Source organism: Motilibacter deserti, from assembly GCF_011250635.1.
Classification (GTDB): Bacteria; Actinomycetota; Actinomycetes; order Motilibacterales; family Motilibacteraceae; genus Motilibacter_A; species Motilibacter_A deserti.
This window is the reverse complement of sequence record NZ_JAANNP010000001.1, coordinates 886,542-907,227: the sequence shown is the minus strand read 5'-3', so window position 1 is coordinate 907,227 and position 20,686 is coordinate 886,542. Positions and strand designations below refer to the sequence as shown.

Below are 20,686 nucleotides of genomic sequence, written 5' to 3'. Positions count from 1 at the left end.
CGACCCATGCAGAGCACATCGGCAAACGGCGCTTCACCGATGCGCGCTGCATAGGCGGGCGTCAGGCCGCCGACTCCGCGCGCAACGCCTCCCGGCGCGCGAGCTCCGCTTCACCGGGCTGAGAAAGCTGGAAGTCGCCCCGCCGGACGGCGCCGTCCGCGGCGTACGTGCTGATGACCACGCCGGTCGTCGACGGAACGCAGCGCAGCAGCCGGAGCGCGCCGGGCTGCGTGCCTTCCCCGAAGAGGCGCTTGCCGTGCCCGAGCAGCACCGGGAACGTCCAGACCGACAGCTCGTCGACGAGCTCGCGCCGCAGGAGCGTCTGCAGCAGGTCGGCGCTGCCCTGCACCATCAGGTCAGGGCCGTCCTGCCGCTTGAGCTCGGTGATCGCGTCGCCGGCGTCGCCCGGGAGCAGCCGGGCCCCCTGCCAGCTCACCGCCGAGAGCGTCCGAGACGCGACGTGCTTGGTCATCGCGTTCAGCCAGTCGGCGGTCTCGTCGTGCACGAAGGGCCAGTGCGCGGCGAAGATCTCGTACGTCCGCCGCCCGAGGACCAGGTCCAGCGGCCGACCGAACGCCTCCGCCATGGCGCTGCCCATCACCTCGTCCCAGTGCGGTGCGCTCCAGCCGCCCACGTCGAAGCCGCCCGTCGGGTCCTCCTGCGGGCCACCCGGCGCCTGCATGACGCCGTCGAGCGAGACGAACGTGTTGACGAGCAGCTTGCGAGCCATCGGCCCTCCCGGAGGTCGGTGTCAGGAGGACGGACGGCCGCCGGGCACGGGAGCCATCGGCGGGGCACGTGGAAGCGGGGCCCGGCCGCGGTGCGGCCGGCTGCGCCGGAACGCGCCTCTTGACGCTGCCGGGCCCCCTCAGTATGTTCGGCGGCACGACAAAACGGCCAGAAGGCACCGCGGTCCTACCACACCGCAATGCTGCAGACTCCGCGGTGATTCGTGCCGCGGCGCATTGGCTGTCGCCGACATCGCAACGGCGAGAGCGACCGACGTTCCTATGTGAACGCTAACTCGATAACCAGGACGGCTACGCCCACCTGGCCGTTGCGCCGGCCCCGTCGCATCACCGCCCCGCGGCTGCTGGCTCCGGTGGCACACCATGCGCCCACCCGGCCGGGCGCGGGGCCGGCGTTCCGACCCCCCACGACAACGACGACGTTGGAGGACGATCATGGAAGACCACACCCGCGAAGGCATGGGGCGGCGCGCGTTCCTGCGCGCCTCCGCCCTCGGGGCGGCCGCGGCCACGGTCCCGCTCGTAGCCGAGACCGCGCACGCCGCACCGCTGCACACGACCGTCGGCACGCGTCTGCAGCCCAAGTACGCGACGGCTCCCGTCGACATGAGCAAGACGTACGTGAACCCCATCAACCTGCCGTGGATGGAGGTGCGCCGAACCCCGAGCACGCTGCCTGCCACGGACGCGGGCATCAACTCCACGCAGATGCTGCCGATCCTCGCGAAGGAGCAGTGGGTCGAGGCGGACGGCCGCAACCTCGTGGGCCGGGCCAGGACCGGGTTCCGGGTGCTCAGCGAGAACGCGTTCCGGACCGTGGCCGACTTCTCGGCCGTCAACTGGGACGGCACGATCTGGCTCTACCTCTCCGGCAGCATGCAGAACAGCAACCGGTGGGTGTTCTCCACCACCGACTACATCAACTGGCAGATGCATGAGATGAACATCGGGCCGACCGCCCCCACGGCGGTCCGGGTGAACGGCAAGTACTACCTCGCGGGCAACAACTCGCCCGTCTACGTCGCCGACAGCCCCACGGGCCCTTGGACGCAGCTGGGCCGCTTCACCCGTCCCGGCGGCCAGACGATCAGCCCCGGCGACGTGCAGTTCTTCCTCGACGAGGACACCAACCGGCTCTACCTCTCCTACAACATCGGCGCCCCGATCATGGGCGTCGAGCTCGACCCGAACAACCCGACGCGCCTCCTGACCGAGCCGGTCGTGGTCGTCGACTTCGACCCGCACGAGGAGTGGATGCACCTCGGCGACAGCAAGCAGATGTACAACCTGGGCTACGTCGAGGGCTCGCAGCTCTTCAAGATCGGCCAGCAGTACTACATCCAGGTCGCCTCCGGCGGCACCGAGCACACCACGTACTCGACCGGCGTCTACAAGTCCACGGGCGGCCCGCTCGGGCCCTTCGTCCCGCAGGCGAACAACCCGATCGGCCACGACATCGGCGGCAACTTCCCGAGCTCGCTCTATCCCGACGCCGGCCACGGCAGCTTCGTCCAGGACGCCGACGGCAACCTCGTCTTCTTCTACACGTACGTCATCGCGTACGAGGAGATCTTCGAGCGGCGGATGGGGATCGACATCTGCGAGGTGGACGACCGGGGCAACATCTCCTGCCGCATCACGAACACGCCGCAGCTCTCTCCCGCCGCGACGCCGCCGGCCGGCAACACCAGCCGTGACGCCGGCCTCTACAACCTCGCCACGAACTCGTACGCGTACTGGGCCAGCAGCTACGCGCCCGGCCGCACGCCGTACTACGCGACGGACCGGACGTTCAGCACGTGGTGGGAGCCGCGCGACGGTGACCCGTCCCCGACGTTCGTCGTCGGGTTGAGCAACGCGTTCCACGTCTCGGCGATCCAGATCAACTGGAAGGAGCTCGGGCAGACCTTCACGGCGAGGAACGCGGTGAAGTACACCGTCGAGTTCTTCGACATCAACGCCAACGCGTGGGCACCGCTGGTCGACAAGAGCCAGAACACCACCGCCCTCGCGGTCGACTACCTGCCGTTCGACCGTGTCTTCACGCACGCGATCCGGGTGCGCATCCTCGGCACGACCGAGAACGTCAAGGTGGGCATCCTGCAGCTCAACGTGTTCGGCGAGAACTACACGCTGACCGCGTCGAAGGGGATGATGGACCTCACCCACGGGCTCAGCCTGGACCCCGTCTACGCCATCCTCGACACCCACGTGGCGTCGGGAGGCGTGCAGAGCAGCTTCGCGCGGGACCTGCGCGCGCTGCTGGACGCGGCCGGTGCGGCACAGGCCGACGGCGACGAGAACGAGGCGATCGACATCCTGAGGCGGCTGCGCGACGTGGTCGCGGCCGCTCGACCGGCCAAGATCAGTGCGGCCGCGCGGGGCGCGCTGCTGGACGCCCTTGCTCCCTGGCTGCGGAGCTAGCTGCACTTCCCGGGCAACGTCGGCGACGGGTGGAGGGCCCCGTCCACTGACCGCCCGGCATCCGGGTCCTGGGGTCGTGGGAACGACCCCAGGACCCGGACGCTGCGGTCAGCGGCGCGCGCTCCAGTCGCGGTCCTCGAGGAAGCTGCGGATGCGCCCGAGCGCGTCCTCGAGCTGCTCGACCCGGGGGAGGGTCACGATGCGGAAGTGGTCGGGGGCGAACCAGTTGAAGCCCGTCCCCTGCACCACGAGCACGTGCTGCTCCTCGAGCAGGTCGAGGATGAGCCGGCGGTCGTCCTGCACGGGGTAGACCTCGGGGTCGAGACGCGGGAAGCAATAGAGCGCGCCGCGGGGCTTGACGCAGCTGACGCCGGGGATCTCGTTGAGCAGCTTCCACGTGAGGTCGCGCTGCTCGAGGAGCCGGCCGCCGGGCAGCAGGAGGTCGTGAATGCTCTGGTAGCCGCCGAGCGCGGCCTGGATCACGTGCTGCGCCGGGACGTTCGGGCACAGCCGCATGTTGGCCAGCAGGTCCAGCCCCTCGATGTAGCTGGCCGCGTGCTTCTTCGGGCCGGAGACGATCATCCAGCCGGACCGGAAGCCGGCGACGCGGTACGCCTTCGACAGCCCGTTGAAGGTCAGGCAGAGCAGGTCGGGGGCGATCGACGCGATCGACGTGTGCACCGTGTCGTCGTAGAGGATCTTGTCGTAGATCTCGTCGGCCATGATCAGCAGCCCGTGCCGCCGCGCGACCTCGGTGATGGCCTCGAGGACCGGCCGGTCGTAGACCGCGCCGGTGGGGTTGTTCGGGTTGATCACGACGATCGCCTTGGTGCGGTCGGTGACCTTGGACTCGAGGTCCTCGATGTCGGGCTGCCAGCCGTTGGACTCGTCGCACCGGTAGTGCACCGCGCGCCCGCCGGCCAGGCTTGTCGACGCGGTCCACAGCGGGTAGTCCGGCGCCGGGACGAGCACCTCGTCCCCGTTGTCCAACAGGCCCTGAAGCGCCATGACGATCAGCTCGCTGACGCCGTTGCCGAGGTAGATGTCCTCGACGTCCACGCTGGGGAAGCCCTTGTTCTGCGCGTACTGCATCACCGCGCGGCGGGCCGAGAGGATGCCCTTGCTGTCGCTGTAGCCCTGCGCGATCGGCAGGTTCGCGATCATGTCCTCGAGCAGCTCGTGCGGCGCCTCGAAGCCGAACGGCGCGGGGTTGCCGATGTTGAGCTTGAGGACCCGGTGCCCTGCGCTCTCCAGCTCCTTCGCCCGGGTCAGTGCGGGGCCGCGGACGTCGTAGAGGACATCGGCGAGCTTGGCAGATTGCAGGACCTCCATGCCCTGATCCTCCCACTCGACGTCCTCATGCGTCGCGTGCATAAGGGCCGGCCGGGCCAGCCGTCGATCATTGGCCTACGAGCGGCACACGAGGGACGCCAGCTCGTACGCCCCGGCGTGGTCGTCGCGGTCGCGGCGCGTCAGCGCTCCCGGACGGGCCGCGGCTCCACTCGCACCGTGCCGGTCGTCACCGGGGTGACGGCCGGGCTGCCGAGCACCCGCCAGCGGTACTGCCAGACCCGCACCGCCGGCTGCGTGACGCACGCCCGCCCCACGCGGTTGAGCGTGTACGCCGGCCCCGCGCGCCAGGCGGCGGCCCGGGGCGGCTTCGTCAGCAGTTGCACCCGCTCCGCGCGCAGCGGGGCCGAGCCCGAGCGCGCCACCACGCACACCGTCGCGACGCCACGGCTGTAGGACACGCTCGCCCGGGCCCGCGGCGCCGTCCGCGCGGCCGTCCCGGGCTCCGGGGCGACGGGCGGCACGGGGGACGTTGTCGGGGTCGGGGTCGGGGTCGGTGTGGGCGCAGGGGGCGCGGGCGGAGCCGGCGTGGGCGCGGGCGTCGCCGCGGGCGGCTGCAGCGGCGAGGCCGGGCTCACGCGCACGGCGGGGGAGAAGCTGTCGGCGTCGGGGGCGAAGTCCGCGGCCCCGGTGGCCAGGGCGTAGCCGCCGACGTAGACCTGGGCGCGCGCCGAGGCGGGGCTGCCCACACAGCTGCTCGGGGCGTACACCGAGACCGTCGAGGCTGCGGGGTCGTAGGCGGCGAAGCCGTTGGTGCAGACGGTCTCGGCGTCGGACTCGCGGATGACCTCGACCGGGCCGGGGCGGGCGTACTTCCAGATCACGTAGTCGGCCGAGCCGTCCGCGTCCACGTCCAGCGAGACGCTGATGACGAGGCGGGTCACCGCGGTGGCGTCGTACGCCGCCAGCCGCACGCTGCCGCCGGTGAAGTCGGCGAAGACGCCGAGCGAGTACGCCGTGACGTCCGCCTGGGCGACGCCGCCGTCGCCCGCCTCGTCCGGCCACTGGACCACGTCCGCCGCCGCGCCCGGCGCGCTGACGAGGGCAGCGCCGAGGAAGGCAGCCGACGCCACGGGGACCGCCAGCCATCGGGGGAAGTCGACCGCCATCGCGCTAGGCCGTCGCCAGCCGCGGCGCCACGACGGACTGCAGCGACTCGACCATGTGCCGGACCCGGGTGTCGCCGGCCAAGGCCGGCCGCGTGACGGCGAAGATCCGGCGGAACGGCTCGTCGCCGCGCAGCCGGCGCACGACGACGTCGTCGCGCACGCTCGTGAGCGCGATGCGCGGGATGAGCGCGACGCCGAGGCCGGCGGCGACGTAGCCCTGCGCCGCCGGGAAGTCGTCGGCGTCCATGCCGGTGCGCGGCGTGAAGCCCGCGGCCTCCCACGTCTCGTAGACCGGCAGCTGGCAGTAGCCCGGGCAGGAGGAGGTCGTCACCCAGTCCTCCTCGGCCAGGTCGGCCACGTCGATCAGCCGACGGTTCGCGAGCCGGTGCGCCTTGGGCAGGACGACCTTGTAGCAGTCGTCGACGACGTGGACGTAGGTCAGGCCGTCGTCGGGCACCTCGCGGGCCGAGCCGGGCTGCACCGCGACGATGAGGTCCGCAACTCCCGAGCGCAGCGCGGCGAAGGCGTCGTCCGCCTCTCCCGGACGCAGGTCGAGGCTGACCTGCGGGCAGCGGCGACGGAACTCGCCCACCGCTGCGGGCAGCAGGCCGGACAGCGCCGAGGGCAGCACGACCATGCTGAGCTGGCCGGCCTGCCCGGCGCGCAGCGACACCAGCGCCTGCTCGGCCTCCTCGAGGCGGGCGAGCACCCCGCCGGCGTGCTCGGCGAGCAGCGTCCCGGCGGCGGTCGGCCGCAGCCCCCGCCCGGCCTTCTCGAACAGCGGGGTCCCGGCCTCCCGCTCCAAGGCCGAGAGCTGCTGGCTGACGGCGGAGGGCGTGTAGCTCAGTGCGTGCGCGGCAGCGGTGACCGACCCGCACTCGACGACGGTCTTGAGCACCCGGAGGCGGCGGACGTCCAGCACGTCCCCATGGTGCAGCACTTCGATCGTGCAGCACAGCTGAAAGGTCGTGCAGAACTCATTGCTTGTCGTTCGAGGCCACTGCGAGGAGCGTGGAAGCACGCGGACGCCGCCCGGCCGGGACGGTGTCGAAGAGGCCGGGAGGGCCGTAGAAATGCTGGTAGTGCTGGGATTCCTCGTCCTGCTCGCTGTGCTCACGCCGCTGTTCGGAGCGGACTCGCGGGACGGGCTGGACCGCCGGTGACGGCGTGGTCGCGCCCGTCCCGCGCTCGCCTCAGTGCTGCTGCTCGGCCGCGAGGCGCTGTCCGATCACGGTCTGCAGCCGTTGCAGCCCGGGCACCCCGAGGCCCGTGACCTGGCTCTCGAGCTGGGCGAGGTAGGCCGGGTCGGGCCGCGGCACCTCGGTCGACTGGAACAGGATCGTCCCCGCGCCCGTGAAGTCGAACTGGCGCTCCTCGCCGGACTGCACGCCGAGCACGGCGTGGGCCATGGAGCCGAGGAAGCCCTGCATCCAGCCGGTGTCGTAGTGGTGCGACGGGGACGGGCAGTCGGCCCAGCCGAGCAGTGCCTCCGGGTCCACCCGCATGGGCGGCTCGGCGAAGATCACCGGGCCGTTGGAGGAGGCGAGGAACTTGCCGGTGCCGACGAGGGTGAGGAAGCCCGGCACGATCGACTGCTTGAGCTCGAGGCCGGTCTCGAACCCGAGCAGGTTCGCCGCCCGGATGGTGAGGTTGCCGGCGTCGAGGTCGTAGGAGTTGATGTCGTAGCCGCGGTCGCCGATGACCACCTTGCCCACGCCCTGGGCGACGACCCACTGCTGGGCGTAGAGCGGGCTGGAGAAGCGGGCGGCGACCATCGCCGAGAGGGAGGTCTGCGCCAGGCCCTCGAAGCTGGCCTGGCCGTAGTAGGCGATCATCGCGCCCTTGCGCAGGAACCACGGCTGGCGCAGCTCGATGCAGAACGCGTAGGGGTTGACGTTGTCGTCGCTCGGCAGCGTGGACGGGTTCAGGATCGTGGGTGCCATCGTCGGTCTCCTAGAGCTTCCGCGCGTTCGACATCAGAGCTTGCGCTCGCTCGCCTGGACGTAGACCGTGCCCTGCCCGGTCACCTTGAGCTGGATGGCCTCGCCGGACCCCTTGCCGACGGCGTCGCGCCAGCCGACCTTCGCCGCGACCTCCACGCTGAGCTGGCCGAGCGCGGCGACGTAGGCCTGCGGGTCGACCGCGACCTGGCTCTGTGGCGTCACGGGCAGCGCGATCGTGCCACCGTGGCTGAGGATCGCCACCGACCCCGAGCCCGACAGCTGCGTGGTGAACAGGCCCTGGCCCGTCACCGCGCCGCTGATGGCCTGCCGGATGCCGCCGGAGCCGAGGAAGACCGTCGACGTCTGCAGCGAGGAGTCGTGCGCGAGGAGGCGCTCGGCCTCGACCTGCAGCTGCTGGCCGGGGGCCACGTCGAGCAGCGTGATGTGCGCTCCACGGAAGCCGTAGTGCACCTCGCCCTGCCCGTGCGCCTCCATCATCGACACGTGCTCGCCCGCGGCGCGCTGCATCAGGCCGCCGGCGAGCCCGCCGAAGCCGCCCATGCCGCCGCCCATACCGCCGGGCACGCCGTGCGGCGTGAAGCCGATCTGCCCGGAGTAGGCGAGCATCGAGCCGCGACGCGCCACGACGGGCGCGCCGAGCTGGACCTTGACGACCTTGCTGTTGACCTTCTCGAACCTGGACACGTCAACGCTCCGCGGGCTGGATGTAGACGACGCCGGAGCCGTCGAAGCGCAGGCTGTAGGCCTCGCCGCCGCCCTCGCCGATCAGGGACTTCCACGACACGTCGGTGACGAAGGTCTGGTTGAGCTGCCCGCGGTGCGCGATGAAGGCGTCGGGGTCCACGACGAGGGGGTACGCGGGAGAGACCTCGAGCGCGATCATCGGCCCGTCGGACAGCACGGCGAGCTCGCCGTGGCCGGACACCGTCGTCGTGAAGAGCCCTTGCCCGGACGCTGCGCCGCGCAGCCCGGCGAAGGCCACGTCGGTGCGCAGGTTGGGGCCGATGGCGAGCAGCGCGCTCGACTCGACCGAGAGCGTGTCCCCGGTGAGCTGGACGAGCTCGACCTCCATGCCTTCGCTCGCGAGGTAGACGACGCCGTGCCCGGCCATCTCCATCAGCTCGAGAGACTCGCCGGTCATCTTGCGCTTCAGCGCGGCCTTGAAGCCGCCGCCCCCGCCCATGCCGGCGTTCTTGAACTGCACGTTGCCCTCGTAGGCCACCATCGAGCCGGTGAGCGCGCGGACCGCGTCCCCGGCCAGATGGGCCTCGAGCACGCGTGCACCGTTCATCCGGAACTGCGCCACTCGTTTCCCTCCTCCGCCGCTGCCCTCGCGGGCGCGGTCTCGCAGTCTGCCCCAGCAGGACAGCAACGTCGAGGAGGCGGGCGGGGGCCGGGTGATACATCCGCCGGTCACGCCGAACGGGTGCCGCAGCCCGGAGGCTGCGGCACCCGCCAGCTGTCGCTGGTGCTCGATGGTGCTGGACGGGCGGGCTCAGACCGCCGCGAGGACGACCTTGTCGACGTACATCCCGAGGCCGTTGCCCGGGCCGAGGTCGGCGATGGACAGCGTGCTCAGCGCGCTCGTGGCGGTGAACGTGGTCGTGAGCGTCCGCCAGCTCGGAGCGGTCAGGCCGGCCCCGTCGGCCGAGACGTCCTTGACGCTGCCGCCGTTCCAGGAGACCCGCATGGTGTTGTCCACCGGGCTGACGCCCGGGCGGGGGGAGTAGGACAGGGTCAGCTCGTACGTCCGGCCCGCAGTGGTCGGGACGAGCTGTGTGACGGTCGTGGAGATGTTGGCGTCCAGCTCGAGCAGCTGCCGGCCGTCGGCCGCGTCACCGCCGCCGGGGGCGTGGTCCTGGATCTCCATCGGGCGGCCGGACGGGGTGCTCCAGCCCGGGATCGAGTAGTAGCCGTAGGCGAGGCCGGTCGGGACGTCGGGGTTCTCGAAGCTGCCGTTGAGCACGAGGTTCGCCACCGGGATGCTCAGCCCGAACTGCGCCATCAGCGGCTTGACGGGCTGGAAGAAGGTCGTGCCACCGGTGGTGCAGTTGCCGTTGCCGCCGGAGGTCAGGCCGAGCGCGGCCGTCCCCGCGTAGAGCGCGCCGCCGCTGTCGCCCGGCTCGGCGCAGATGTTGGTGCGCACGAGCCCGGTGACCGTGCCCTGGGGGTAGTTCACCGTGGCGTTGAGGCCGGTGACCGAGCCGCAGTGCGTCCCGGTCGTGCTGCCACGCCGGCAGGCGGACTGGCCCACGGCGGCGTCCAGCACCCGGGTGATGGTCTGCGGGCCGGCCGCGCTGGGACGGGCAGGCGCCCCCGCGGCGTACGGGACGACGGCGTAGTCGCCGGGGCCGGGGAACACCGACGTGGCTGTCGTGCCGAGCAATGGCGTCCGCGAGGAGGAGGCGTACCAGGGCGTGCCGACCGGGCCGCAGTGCCCGGCCGTGAGGAAGGCGTCCGTGCCGTTGCTCTGCCGCACGTTGAACCCGAGCGAGCAGCGGCTGGTGTTCGAATAGATGGCGTCCCCGCCGCCGACGAAGGTGTCGTACGCCTCGGCGGCGTGCTCGACGCGGACGGCCTCGCCCTGCTCACGGGCCTCCTCGAGCAGGGCGTCGAGGGCCGGGCCCTTCGCGTCCGGCGTGACCGTGACGACGACCTGGTTCGTCGCGACGTCGGTGCTCCACGCGGTGCCCACCGCCTGGCCGCTCTCGTTGAGCGACTCTGTCACCTCCTCCAGGTCACCCGAACTCAGCTTCACGAGCTTCGCTTCAGCTCCCGTTGCCTCCACCTGGGCGCCCGCCGCGGAGTCGAGGACCGTCACGACGAGTGCGCCCTTCTCGTCGACGTACGACCCGGCCGAGCGTTCGCCGAGGCGGTCGGCGAGCTGCTCGCCGAAGAGGGCCTTGTCGGCACCGGCGGGCACCTTGCCCAGGCCGGGGAACGGGTTGACGGCGGCGGTGGGGGCCGCGAAGGCGGCGGTGGCTCCGCCACCGAGGACGGTGACGGTGGAGGCGGCGACGGCGGCGACGAGGGCGATCGTGCGGTTCATGGGCTCTGCTCGCTTCCGGGTGGTCGGCTGCGGCCTGTCCGCGGCCTGACACCGAGAACTCTGCGCGAACCGGATGACGGGCACCGTTCCGCGCGTGACGCTGGCCGCGTTCGCTTCCTGACGCAGCCCCCGTCGCAGGGATCGGGGTCAGCGCGGGAGCCGCCGGACCAGCCGGGCCCACTCCCCGACCACCGTGTGGGCGTCCTCCATGCCGCGGATGCCCGCAGCGATGCGGTCGACCGGCCCGTGCAGCTCATCGCTCAGCGTCCGGGCCCTTCCCAGCACGAGCCGGGTGGACGCGGCCTCTCCGGCGAGCTCCGCGAGCGCGTCCGCGAGGCCGAGCACCGTCGAGAAGAAGCCGGTCCCCTCGTCGTCGCGCTGGTCGGCGGCCGCGCGCACCGTCGACAGCACGCCGGGTGCGAGCTCGACCGATCGAGCGGCGAGGCCGCTGCCCAACGCGAAGACCCGCTCCGCCGGCTGCACCAGCTCGCGGGCCAGGCGTCGGGCCTCGGCCTCGCGCTCCGTGGCCGTCGTGGCCGTGGTCAGGCGTGGTGCGGACCGATCGACGACCGACGCGACCTGGGCTGCCGCGGCGGCAAGCTCGGCGAGGGCCGAGGCCCAGCCGCTCGCCGTGGCGTGCCAGCGGGCCAGCCGCTCGTGCCGCCGGTCGTCGGCCGGCCGGGGGAGCCGGCGTACGTGTCCGCGCGGCTCCTGCGCCCGCGCAGCGGCGAGGGCCGCCAGCCGCGCGGCGATGCGCGCCACCCCTTTGCGATATGCCGACGAGTGCTCGTCCTCGAGACGGAGCCCGCGCCAGTCCTCCCACTGCACCCCGGCGACCAGCGCGACGGCCTCGTCCGCGGAGTCCTCGGACAGGCCCGGGACATCGATGTAGTACACCGGAAGTAGTAGTTCGCGCAGCCCCAGGCTCTCGGCGTGGCCCGCGAAGCCGAGCAGCTCCCGCCGGCACTCCGGGCTCCGGAAGTACCTCGGGGTGACGAGCGGGACGAAGAACGTCGTGGCGCGCAGGGCGGCGTCGATGCGGGCGCGCCACTGGGAGCCCCAGGACAGCGCGTCCCGGTCGAGGAAGAGGACGAGGTCGCTGCCGGTGGTCGCCGCGAACTCGGCCCGGACGCGCCCGGCGAGCCGGGTCAGGCGCCCGTCCTCGCCGTCGTCGTCGGCGTGCGCGTAGCTCCAGAAGCCCGCAGGCTCCTCGTCCGGCCCGGTGTCCTTCACCCGATCCTCCCCGTCCCGGCGCAACGTAGGGCACCGGGCGGGGTCGGTTCAACGCTCGGGCCTACCTGCGGGCGGCCACTGTCGACGGGGGCAGCGGCTCGTCCGGGCACCCGGCGAGCACGCGCCCGATCGCGGCCTTCTCGGCGGCGGTGACCCACAGCCGGTACTTCGCCTTCACGGCCACCTGGCGGGCGACGTACGCGCACCGGGCCGGCCGGGCCGGCGGCAGCCAGGTCGCGGCGTCCCCGTCGCGCTTGGCCGAGTTGAGCCGGCCGTCCACGGCGAGCAGCTCCAGGGGGTCGTTCGCGAACTCCTCGCGGAGCGCCTCGTCCCACTGCTGGGCGCCCTTCTGCCAGGCGTCCGAGAGCGCGACCACGTGGTCGATCTGGACGGCCTGGCTGGTGCCCATGCCACGGACGAACTCGATGGTGGCGCCGGAGTAGGGGTCGACGAGCGTGCCCGTGGCGACGACGCAGCCCCGGGTGCCCGGCTTCGTCGCCACCTCGGCGAGGTCGCGGCGGAGCACGTCGTTGCGGGTGTCGCAGCCGTTGCGGTCGACGTCGGCCCAGGCCGGGCCGAACTCCTCGCGGTCGTAGCCGGCCCGGGGAGCTCGGCCCTTCACGACCAGGGCGTCGAGCGCCGCGAGCGCGTTCCCGCCGGGCCCGCTCCCGCCGGACGTGGGCGCGGCCGGCGCGGGCGCCGCCGGAGCGGGTGCCGTGTAGTCGGGCAGGGAGCAGCCCGTCAGCGCGAGGGCGAGCAGCGCGACGCGGGTAGATCGGCCGAGCAGGACCGCTCCTCCTCCTGTCGTGGCGCGGCTCGTCCCGCCGGTACGCCGTCCTGCGGCCCCTATCGGCCGTTCTCGTCGCGGTCCGAGTGGACGGGCCTACTGCAGGTAGCCCTCGACCTCGCCGACGGGCCGGACCGCCGCGCCGTCCGCGTCCTGGCCGGCGTCCCGGCGCGCCCGGCGCTGGCGCAGCAGGTCCCAGCACTGGTCCAGCGCCTCCTCCAGCCGCTGGAGCCGCGCGCGCTCGTCGTCCGCGCTGATCGTGCCGTCCTCGACCTGGGCGCGCAGCGTGTGCTCCTGCTCCACGAGCTGGTGCACCTGCTGCAGGATCGACTGCTCGTCCACGAGATCTTCCTCTCCGGCTGCGGGCCTGTCGTCCGGACCGTATGGCATGAGAGCTTTGCGGTCGAGGAACCCGCTCCGTCCGAAGGGATGTCATGCGTCTCGCCGTCTCGAACTCGCCCGAGCACAAGCGCTACGAGGGCCGCGTCGAGGACGCGTCCGGCCCGCTCGCGGCCGTCGCCGAGTACCTCCTCACCGACGGCCTCGTCGTCTTCACCCACACCGAGGTCTTCCACGGATACGAGGGGCAGGGTGTGGCCTCGCGCCTGGTCCACGACGCGCTCGACGACGTGCGCCGCGACGGGCGAAGGGTGCTTCCGCTGTGCCCGTTCGTCAAGAGCTACATCGCCAAGCATCAGGAGTACGCCGACCTCGTCTACAGCTCGCGCACCCGCATCGGGAGCGCCGACTGACGGGCGCGGCCACCCGCTGCGGCCCGGGTCCCTCGCGGGGACCGGGTCACTCGCCACCCGGGCCATCGTCACGACCGGGCCATCGTCACGACCGGCCCATCGTCACGACCGGCCCATCGTCACGACCGGGGGGTCACGGCCTGCGACCGCGCACACACGGGTCCCGTCGCCATCGGGCAGATCGGCCGCCCGGCCCTTGACTGCGGTCCGCGCGCTCCCACAATGAACCCATGCAGCGCCTGCGGTTCGACGTCTACGGGCGGCTGCGGCTGGAGGTCGTCCGCGACGGCGGGCAGTGGCGGGTCTACCGGCTCGGTGACGGGGTGCGCCGCCCGGACCCCGACGTCGTCATCCCGCCCGAGGTGACGGCGGACAGGGTGGCCGACGTCCTCGAGGTCGAGTTCCACGAGCTGGGCGAGCCGGGGCGCGAGGTGCGCCGCATCTGAGCCGCTGCCGGCCGCCCCGCCCTAGGTTGTCCGGTGGTCAGCTGTGCGACGGGCTCGGGGTGAGCTCCGGAAGGGTGAAGCCGACTTCGTCGGAGTAGCACCAGAGCCAGTCCTCGCCCGGCTCGAACGACTGCACCACCGGGTGCGAGCTGCTGCGGCTGTGCGCGGTGGCGTGCTTGGAGGGGGAGGAGTCGCAGCACCCGACGTGCCCGCACGACCGGCAGAGCCGCAGGTGGACCCACCAGCCGTCCTGCTTCAGGCAGTCCTCGCACCCGTCGGCACTGGGCGCGACGGACGCGTCGATGGTGTCGAGGTGGCTGCAGTTCGACGGGTCGGCCATGGTGCTCTCCTTGTCGGACGGGGCTCTCGGCCGCGGAGCGGGGCCGGGAGGGGCGGGCGGGTCGAGGGATTCAGGAAAGCCGCTGGGCCACGGGGAGCGTGACCCGGAACGTCGTGCCGCTGTCCCCGGTCGTGAAGCCGATGGAGCCGTTGTGCCGGCGCTCCACGATGCGCCGCGCGTTGTCCAGGCCGAGCCCGCTGCCCTGCCCCTGCGGCTTGGTGGTGAAGAAGGCATCGAAGACCCGCGGCTGCACCTGCTCCGGGATCCCCGGCCCCGTGTCGGCGACGTCGACGTGCACGACGTCCCCGTCGAGCTCGGTGTGCAACGTCAGGGTCCCGTGGCCGTTCATCGCCTGCGCCGCGTTGTCGATGAGGTTCGTCCACACCTGGTTGAGCTCGGCGCCGTAGGCCGGGATGTGCGGCAGGCCATCGGCGTAGTCGCGCAGCACCTCCACGGCGCGCAGCTTGTGGCCGAGCATGATGACCGTGCTCTCCAGGCCGGCGTGCACGTCGACGTCCTGGACGGCCGAGCTGTCCATGTACGAATACTGCTTCACTGCTGCGACGAGCTCGGAGATCGCGCTGGTCGAGCGGCCGATCTCGTCCATGAGCGCCTCGGTCTCGAGGGCGTCCGCCACCCAGCGCAGGCACTTCTGCGCGAGCTTGCCGGTCATGCCGTCCAGCGCGTCCTCGAGCCACTCGGTGCCCAGGCCGGCGCCGACGAAGACGGCGGCCAGGTCGTAGGCCCCGTCGACACCGGCGTCCTCGATGCGCTCGCCGAGCTCGTCCTCGAGGTCGGCGCGCTGCAGCGGGCTCAGCGGGGGCGCCTCCTTTGCCAGGCGCACCGCCGACTCCTGGGCGGCGAACACTCGCTGCAGGGCGCCGGGGTCGACCTGCGGCCCGGCGAGGATCGCCAGCCCCCGGCGCAGGCCGTCGACGCGCTCGCGCAGCTGCGCGGTGGCCCGGCCGGCGGCGGCCGCGGGGTTGTTGAGCTCGTGCGCAAGGCTCGCCGACAGCGTGCCGAGCTTGGCCAGGTGCTCGCGCTGGCGTACGACCGACTCGCTGTTGCGGACGCCGACGTAGAGCCCCTCGAGCAGGTGCACGGCCATCGGCATGTGCACGTGCATGAACTCGGAGAACAGCGAGGCGTCCAGCTGATAGAAGCTGCTCGCCTCCACCGTCACGAGGGAGTTGAAGTAGGCCTCCTCCGCCCCGGGGATGAACGACTTCATCGCTCCCGCGTAGGTCCCGACGTGGTCCGTCTCGTTGATGAGGACGTCCTCGCCGTTGACCGTGCGCAGCAGGCGGATGCGCCCCTCGAGCATGGAGTAGAAGCAGCTCGCCGGCTCGCCCTCGCGGTAGACCACGGAGCCCGCTTCGTATGTCCGGCGCTCCCCGCGCTCGGAGAGCCACTCCAGCTTGGACTCGGGCAGCGCCTCGAACAGGAAGAGCTTGCGCAGCTCGTCCGGGCTGACGCGGGCGGTGCTGGTGCTCAGGTCGGTCACAGCCCCTCCAGGTAGCGGTGCACGAGGCTGACGGCGAGGGCGCCCTCGCCGACGGCGGAGGCCACGCGCTTGATCGAGGTCGCGCGGACGTCGCCGGCGGCGAAGACCCCCGGGACGCTCGTCTCCAGCAGGTAGGGGTCGCGGTCGAGCGGCCAGCCCGCGGGCGGCCGCCGCTGGGCGTCGAGCAGGTCCGGGCCGGTGACCAGGAAGCCCTTCTCGTCGCGTACGACCCCCTCGCCGAGCCAGGACGTGCGCGGCTTCGCGCCGATGAAGATGAAGAGCCACTCGGCGTCGACGGTCTCCACGGTGTCGTTGCGGTTGTCGCGCAGCCGCAGCCGCTCGAGGTGCTCGCCGCCCTCGGCCGCCTCGATCTCCGTGCACGTGCGGACCACGATGTTGTCGGACGCCTCGATGCGGGCCACGAGGTATTCGCTCATGCTGCGGCGCAGGTCCGCACCGCGCGCCACGATCACGACACGTGAAGCGTATTTTGCGAAGAACAGTGCGGCCTGCCCGGCGGAGTTGGCGGCTCCGACGATGTAGACGTCCTGCCCCTCGCAGTTGTGCGCCTCGTGGGCGGCCGCTCCCTGATAGACGCCGCGCCCGGTGAACTCGGCGACGCCGGGCGCCGGGAGCGTCGTGTAGGAGACGCCCGTCGCGAGCACGACCGCATGGCACGCGACCTCCGAGCCGTCGGCGAAGTGCGCCTTGCGCCCCTCGCCGGAGGACTCCAGCGACGTCACCTCCACCGTCGTCACGATCTCCACGCCGAAGCGGAGCGCCTGGTCGCGCGCCCGCTGGGCGAGGTCGGCCCCGGAGACGCCGCGGGGGAAGCCGAGGTAGTTCTCGATGCGGCTGCTCTGGCCCGCCTGGCCGCCGGTCGCGGCGCGCTCCACGAGCAGGGTGCGCAGCCCCTCGCTGGCCGCGTAGACCGCGGACCCGAGCCCCGCCGGGCCGCCGCCGACGACGACCACGTCGTAGAACGGGCTGCCGGCTGCCGTCGACAGCCCGACCCGCTCGGCGAGGTCGCGCGGCGTGCACCGCGCCAGCACGGTCCCGTCGGGCATGAAGGCGACGGGCAGCTCGTCCGGCGTGTCGTCCAGCCGGGCGACCGCGAGCAGCCGACGGGCCTCCTCGCCGCGAACGTCGAGGTGGCGGTAGGGAATGCCGTTGCGGGCGAGGAACTCCTTGGCCAGCTGGGTCTGCGCGCTCCACTGGTGCCCGACGAGGGTGAGCCCCTCGGTCGGCGCCTTCGACGTCGCCGCCCATTCCTTGAGCAGCTCGTCGAGCGGGGGGTAGAGCCGCTCCTCCGGCGGGTCCCACGGTTTGAGCAGGTAGCGGTCCAGGTCGACCTCGTTGATGGCCCGGATCGCGGCGTCGGTGTCCGCGTAGGCCGTCAGCAGCACGCGCTTGGCGTCGGGCACCAGGTCCATGGCCTGCTCGAGGAACTCGATGCCGGTCATCGCGGGCATGCGGTGGTCGGCGAGCAGCAGCGCGACGCGGTCGCCGCGCACGGTCAGCTCGCGCAGCGCGTCCAGGCCCTCCGGCCCGGACTCGGCCCGCACCACCCGGTGGGTGTCGCCGTAGCGCCGGCGCAGGTCGCGGGCGATCGCTCGCGCCACCCCGGGGTCGTCCTCGACGCTGAGGAGCACCGGCCGCTCGTGAGACTCGCGTCCGGTCTCAGGAGCCGTCAGCGTCATGGGTCCCGCCTTCCTCGCCTTGCCGCCCCTTGATCAGGGCGGGGGTAGTCCATCAGCGCGGCGGCGCGCTGTCCAGCGACCCCCGGCCGGTACGCCGAGAGCGTGACCGGGAGCGGCCCGCGCACTAGCGTTCGCCCATGGCCTCCCTCGACGACGCCGCGGCCCTCGCCTCCGCCCTGCCCGAGGTGGCCGAGGGGACGCGCTACGGCCACCGCACGTGGGTCGTCGGGAAGAAGGCCTTCGCCTGGGAGCGCCCGTTCAGCAAGGCCGACCTCAAGCGCTACGGCGACGAAGTCCCGCCGACCGGGCCCATCCTCGCGGTCGCCGTCGCCGACCTCGGCGAGAAGGAGGCCGTGCTCGCGGCGGGCGATGACGCGTTCTTCACCATCCCGCACTTCGACGGGTACGCGGCCGTGCTCGTCCAGCTCGACCGGGTGTCGCGGGAGGCGCTGCAGGCCGCGCTCGAGGACGGATGGGCCGCGTGCGCGCCCACTGCGCTCGTCGCGGCCTACCAGGCGCGCTGAGCGGGCGGGTCAGCCGGCGGTCGGGAACCTCAGCGTCGTGAAGCCCTTCATGCTCAGGTAGGTGTCGCGCTCGCTGCGCACGAGCGTGAACAGCACGTCCTCGCAGCCCGGGCATCGACCGACGAGCCCGGGCGCCTGGGTGAAGAGGCGGACGCCGCCGAGCGGGCCGGCGTCGCCGCAGGAGGCGCACGTGCCGACCGCGGCGGTGAGGTCGACGGTGAAGAGCTCGCGCAGCGGGCCGGCGGCCGCGTTCCCGTCGAGGAAGGCCGGCTCGGGCACGGTGGCGGTGCCGTCGGGCGCGCTGCCGTCGGGTGCGGGCAGGCTCGTGGAGAAGGAATCGGTCATGACGTGCTCCCGGTCGGTCCGAACCGCTCGGTCCGGACGTCGGTGGCGCTGTGGCCGGCGGCCACGAGCAGGTCTGCGGCGGTCTCGACGAAGCCCGTGGGCCCGCACACGTAGACGTCCGGGGACCGGTCGGCCGGCCATGCCGCCTCTGCGAGCAGGCGCGCGTCGACGCGGCCGGCGGGGCGCGGCCAGCCGGGCGGCACCGCGCGGGTGTAGGCGTACGTCACCTCGAGCCCGCTGCCGGGGGCGGCCAGCCGCTCCAGCTCGGCGGCGAAGATCGCCGCCCCGGGACGGCGTACCGAGTAGAGCAGGCGGGCCGGGGCGGTGCTCCCCGCGGCGGCCCGGGCGCGCAGCATCGACATCAGCGGCGCGATGCCCGACCCGCCCGCGACCAGCTGCAGCGGCCGAATGCTGTCGGGGGACCACACGAACCATCCTCCGAGCGGCCCGCGCACCTCGACGGCGTCCCCGGGCGCGGCGTCCCGCACGAGGTAGGGCGAGACCTCGCCGCCGCGTACCTCATCGACCGTGATCTCGAGCTCGCCCTCGGCCGGCGCGGAGGAGATCGAGTAGGACCTCGTCGCGGTGTAGCCGTCGGCGGCGGTGAGCCGGACGTCGACGTGCTGGCCCGGCAAGTGGCCCGCCCAGCCCTCGACGCGGAGCGTCAGCGTGCGGGCCGACTGCGTCTCCGCGTGAACGGCGGACACCTCGGCCGGCTGCCACCGCACCGGCGTCAGTCGCCTGCGTAGCGCTGCTCGCGCCACGGGTCCCCGTAGATGTGGTAGCCGGCCGTCTCCCAGAAGCCCGGCTCGTCCTCAGGCGTGAGGATCAGGCCCTGCACCCACTTCGCGCTCTTCCAGAGGTAGAGGTGCGGGACGAGCAGCCGCGCGGGGCCGCCGTGCTCCGGCGCGAGGTCCTCGCCGTCGTACTCGAACGCGATCCACGCCTGCCCGTCGAGCAGGTCCTCCAGCGGGAGGTTGGTCGTGTAGCCGCCGTAGGACCGGACGTGGGCGTACTCCGCCGCGGTCTCGACGTCCTCGAGAAGGGTGTCGAGCGAGACCCCGCGCCAGCTCGTGCCGAGCTTGGACCACCGGGTCACGCAGTGCAGGTCGACGGTCAGGTCCTCGGCGGGGAGCTGGCGGAAGGCCTTCCAGTCCCAGCTGTGCCGCTCCCCGGCCTCCGTGACGATCGTGAAGGCCCATGTGTCCAACGGCACCCGCGGGGTGGGCCCGGCCGACAGCACCGGGAAGTCGGAGGTGAGGTACTGCCCCGGGGGCAGGTCGGGCTCGTCCGAGCGCGGCCGCCCGGAGAACCCGCGCGAGATGAGCGCCACGTCCCCTCCATCCGTACGCCACGGTCGGGCGTGGCCCTCATGATCCCGCAGCGGCTGCCCGCCGAGAAGGGGCCTCCCGGATCAGCGGTCGCCGGCGCCCGCGTTCTTCGCCAGCGCCTTCGACAGCCCGTCCATCGTCACCGACTGCAGGATGACCTGGCCGTTGCCCTCGACCGTGGCGAGCGACATGCCCTCCCCGCCGAACATCGCGTTCATCATCCCCTGCTTGTTGAGCGCCCCGAGGCGCTGCACGCCATAGCGGATGTTGGAGTCCCAGGCGACGATGCAGCCGGTGTCCACGCGAATACGGCCGCCGTAGTCGGCGGGGTTGATGTCGATGAAGTCCCCGGCGCCGGCGATCAGGAGGGTGCCGACCCCGGTGAACTTCTCGAGGATGAAGCCCTCGCCCCCGGACATGCCCTGCCGCAGCCCGGAGAAGGCGATGTCGAAGTCGACCCCCGCCTCCGCCGCGACGAAGGCGTCCTTCTCCGCGAACCACGTCGTGCGCCCGTCGAGCTCGATCGCGCGCATCTCGCCCGGGATGACGCCGGCCAGCCCGAGAAGGCCGTCGCCGCCCTGGGTGTGGAAGTGGGTGAAGGCGAACGACTCGCCCGCCAGCATCCGCTTGCCCGCCTGGGCCGCGGTGCGCAGCATGCCGCCGAGCCCGCCCGCGGCCCCTCCGGTCCCTCCGGCGCCTGCGCCCCCGGGCGCTGCGCCGCCCAGTCCGCCGAGCATCCCGCCGAGCCCTCCGCCACCGCCCCCGGCGGCCCCACCGCGCCCGCCGAGCAGCCCGCCCAGGCCACCGCCCGTCCCGCCGCCCATGCCCCCGCCCTGCGGCCCCGGCTGGCCCGCCGGGGCCGGCTGGGGCTGGCCGGCAGGGGCGCTGGGAGCCGAGAGCTTGGTCTCCATGACGACGTCGTCGGAGGCGAACAGGAACTTGCCGGCCTCGCTGTAGACCACCTGCCCGGGGCGCAGGTTGAGCACGGCGATCTTCGTCGTCGTGCCCACCAGAGTCACGTCGAGCGTCACGGTGTCGTCCCCTTCCTGGCCGCGCAGCGCGCGCGGCGGCTCCTGCCC

General features: G+C 72.7%; 22 protein-coding genes. 4 read left to right on the top strand and 18 right to left on the bottom strand.

The features are described from left to right. Nucleotides 1–61: 61 nt before the first annotated feature. Complete coding sequence (locus G9H71_RS04240; protein WP_166278246.1) at nt 62–730, bottom strand: dihydrofolate reductase family protein; 669 nt, start codon at nt 728–730, stop codon at nt 62–64. Between the two features lie 454 nt (nt 731–1,184). Between G9H71_RS04240 and G9H71_RS04235 the strand changes: the two genes are divergently transcribed. Next, nucleotides 1,185–3,173, top strand: coding sequence for a family 43 glycosylhydrolase (locus tag G9H71_RS04235; RefSeq protein WP_166278243.1), 1,989 nt, complete (start codon nt 1,185–1,187; stop codon nt 3,171–3,173). 108 nt (nt 3,174–3,281) lie between these two features. Here G9H71_RS04235 and G9H71_RS04230 read toward each other — a convergent pair whose 3' ends face one another. The 10 genes from G9H71_RS04230 to G9H71_RS04185 form a co-directional block, all read right to left on the bottom strand. Beyond that, the gene (locus G9H71_RS04230; protein ID WP_166278240.1) at nt 3,282–4,505 is read right to left on the bottom strand and encodes a pyridoxal phosphate-dependent aminotransferase; all 1,224 of its coding nucleotides are present in this window, start codon (nt 4,503–4,505) and stop codon (nt 3,282–3,284) included. 140 nt (nt 4,506–4,645) lie between these two features. Next, nucleotides 4,646–5,632, bottom strand: coding sequence for a hypothetical protein (locus G9H71_RS23385; RefSeq protein WP_231134259.1), 987 nt, complete (start codon nt 5,630–5,632; stop codon nt 4,646–4,648). 4 nt (nt 5,633–5,636) lie between these two features. After that, nucleotides 5,637–6,554, bottom strand: coding sequence for a LysR family transcriptional regulator (locus G9H71_RS04220; RefSeq protein WP_166278237.1), 918 nt, complete (start codon nt 6,552–6,554; stop codon nt 5,637–5,639). Between the two features lie 271 nt (nt 6,555–6,825). Continuing rightward, a complete protein-coding gene (locus G9H71_RS04215) occupies nt 6,826–7,575 on the bottom strand; it encodes an AIM24 family protein (protein ID WP_166278234.1) in 750 nt (249 codons plus the stop codon). A gap of 33 nt (nt 7,576–7,608) precedes the next feature. Continuing rightward, a complete protein-coding gene (locus G9H71_RS04210) occupies nt 7,609–8,280 on the bottom strand; it encodes an AIM24 family protein (RefSeq protein WP_166278231.1) in 672 nt (223 codons plus the stop codon). A gap of 1 nt (nt 8,281) precedes the next feature. Next, nucleotides 8,282–8,887 (bottom strand): AIM24 family protein, encoded by a 606-nt coding sequence (locus G9H71_RS04205; protein WP_166279086.1) that lies wholly within the window; start codon nt 8,885–8,887, stop codon nt 8,282–8,284. Between the two features lie 204 nt (nt 8,888–9,091). Then, nucleotides 9,092–10,645 (bottom strand): alpha-lytic protease prodomain-containing protein, encoded by a 1,554-nt coding sequence (locus G9H71_RS04200; protein ID WP_166278227.1) that lies wholly within the window; start codon nt 10,643–10,645, stop codon nt 9,092–9,094. Nucleotides 10,646–10,792: 147 nt separating this feature from the next. Beyond that, on the bottom strand, nt 10,793–11,878 hold the full coding sequence (locus tag G9H71_RS04195; protein WP_166278224.1) for a TIR domain-containing protein: 1,086 nt from the start codon (nt 11,876–11,878) through the stop codon (nt 10,793–10,795). A 61-nt stretch (nt 11,879–11,939) separates the two neighbouring features. Next, nucleotides 11,940–12,500: an HNH endonuclease family protein gene (locus G9H71_RS04190; RefSeq protein ID WP_331272735.1), complete on the bottom strand. Its 561-nt coding sequence runs from the start codon at nt 12,498–12,500 to the stop codon at nt 11,940–11,942. Nucleotides 12,501–12,761: 261 nt separating this feature from the next. Next, nucleotides 12,762–13,007 carry a DUF2630 family protein gene (locus G9H71_RS04185; protein ID WP_331272734.1) on the bottom strand — a complete coding sequence of 82 codons (246 nt, stop codon included), beginning with the start codon at nt 13,005–13,007 and terminating at the stop codon, nt 12,762–12,764. A gap of 92 nt (nt 13,008–13,099) precedes the next feature. Between G9H71_RS04185 and G9H71_RS04180 the strand changes: the two genes are divergently transcribed. Together G9H71_RS04180 and G9H71_RS04175 are read left to right on the top strand one after the other, a co-directional pair. Further along, on the top strand, nt 13,100–13,417 hold the full coding sequence (locus tag G9H71_RS04180) for a GNAT family N-acetyltransferase (protein ID WP_166278218.1): 318 nt from the start codon (nt 13,100–13,102) through the stop codon (nt 13,415–13,417). A gap of 230 nt (nt 13,418–13,647) precedes the next feature. Further along, the gene (locus tag G9H71_RS04175; RefSeq protein ID WP_166278215.1) at nt 13,648–13,863 is read left to right on the top strand and encodes a DUF7661 family protein; all 216 of its coding nucleotides are present in this window, start codon (nt 13,648–13,650) and stop codon (nt 13,861–13,863) included. A 37-nt stretch (nt 13,864–13,900) separates the two neighbouring features. Here the strand turns inward: G9H71_RS04175 and G9H71_RS04170 are convergent, their stop codons facing one another. The 3 genes from G9H71_RS04170 to G9H71_RS04160 all read right to left on the bottom strand — a co-directional run bounded on the left by G9H71_RS04170 (nt 13,901) and on the right by G9H71_RS04160 (nt 17,407). After that, nucleotides 13,901–14,203, bottom strand: coding sequence for a UBP-type zinc finger domain-containing protein (locus tag G9H71_RS04170; RefSeq protein ID WP_166278213.1), 303 nt, complete (start codon nt 14,201–14,203; stop codon nt 13,901–13,903). Between the two features lie 70 nt (nt 14,204–14,273). After that, nucleotides 14,274–15,707 (bottom strand): ATP-binding protein, encoded by a 1,434-nt coding sequence (locus G9H71_RS04165; protein ID WP_166278210.1) that lies wholly within the window; start codon nt 15,705–15,707, stop codon nt 14,274–14,276. Then, complete coding sequence (locus G9H71_RS04160; RefSeq protein ID WP_166278207.1) at nt 15,704–17,407, bottom strand: FAD-dependent oxidoreductase; 1,704 nt, start codon at nt 17,405–17,407, stop codon at nt 15,704–15,706. The genes G9H71_RS04165 and G9H71_RS04160 overlap by 4 nt, the downstream gene beginning before the upstream one ends. A gap of 137 nt (nt 17,408–17,544) precedes the next feature. On the opposite strand from G9H71_RS04160, the gene G9H71_RS04155 reads away from it, so the two are divergent. Further along, on the top strand, nt 17,545–17,931 hold the full coding sequence (locus tag G9H71_RS04155; protein WP_166278205.1) for an MmcQ/YjbR family DNA-binding protein: 387 nt from the start codon (nt 17,545–17,547) through the stop codon (nt 17,929–17,931). 9 nt (nt 17,932–17,940) lie between these two features. Here G9H71_RS04155 and G9H71_RS04150 read toward each other — a convergent pair whose 3' ends face one another. From G9H71_RS04150 to G9H71_RS24905, 4 genes are all read right to left on the bottom strand, one after another. Further along, nucleotides 17,941–18,276, bottom strand: a complete 336-nt coding sequence (locus tag G9H71_RS04150; protein ID WP_231134012.1) for a DUF6510 family protein — start codon at nt 18,274–18,276, stop codon at nt 17,941–17,943. Next, on the bottom strand, nt 18,273–19,040 hold the full coding sequence (locus G9H71_RS04145; protein ID WP_166278201.1) for a ferredoxin reductase: 768 nt from the start codon (nt 19,038–19,040) through the stop codon (nt 18,273–18,275). Before G9H71_RS04145 ends, G9H71_RS04150 begins: the two co-directional genes overlap by 4 nt. Continuing rightward, nucleotides 19,010–19,609, bottom strand: a complete 600-nt coding sequence (locus tag G9H71_RS04140) for a molybdopterin-dependent oxidoreductase (RefSeq protein ID WP_166278197.1) — start codon at nt 19,607–19,609, stop codon at nt 19,010–19,012. Before G9H71_RS04140 ends, G9H71_RS04145 begins: the two co-directional genes overlap by 31 nt. An 81-nt stretch (nt 19,610–19,690) precedes the next feature. Then, nucleotides 19,691–20,638, bottom strand: a complete 948-nt coding sequence (locus tag G9H71_RS24905; protein ID WP_331272732.1) for an AIM24 family protein — start codon at nt 20,636–20,638, stop codon at nt 19,691–19,693. Between the last annotated feature and the right edge of the window lie 48 nt (nt 20,639–20,686).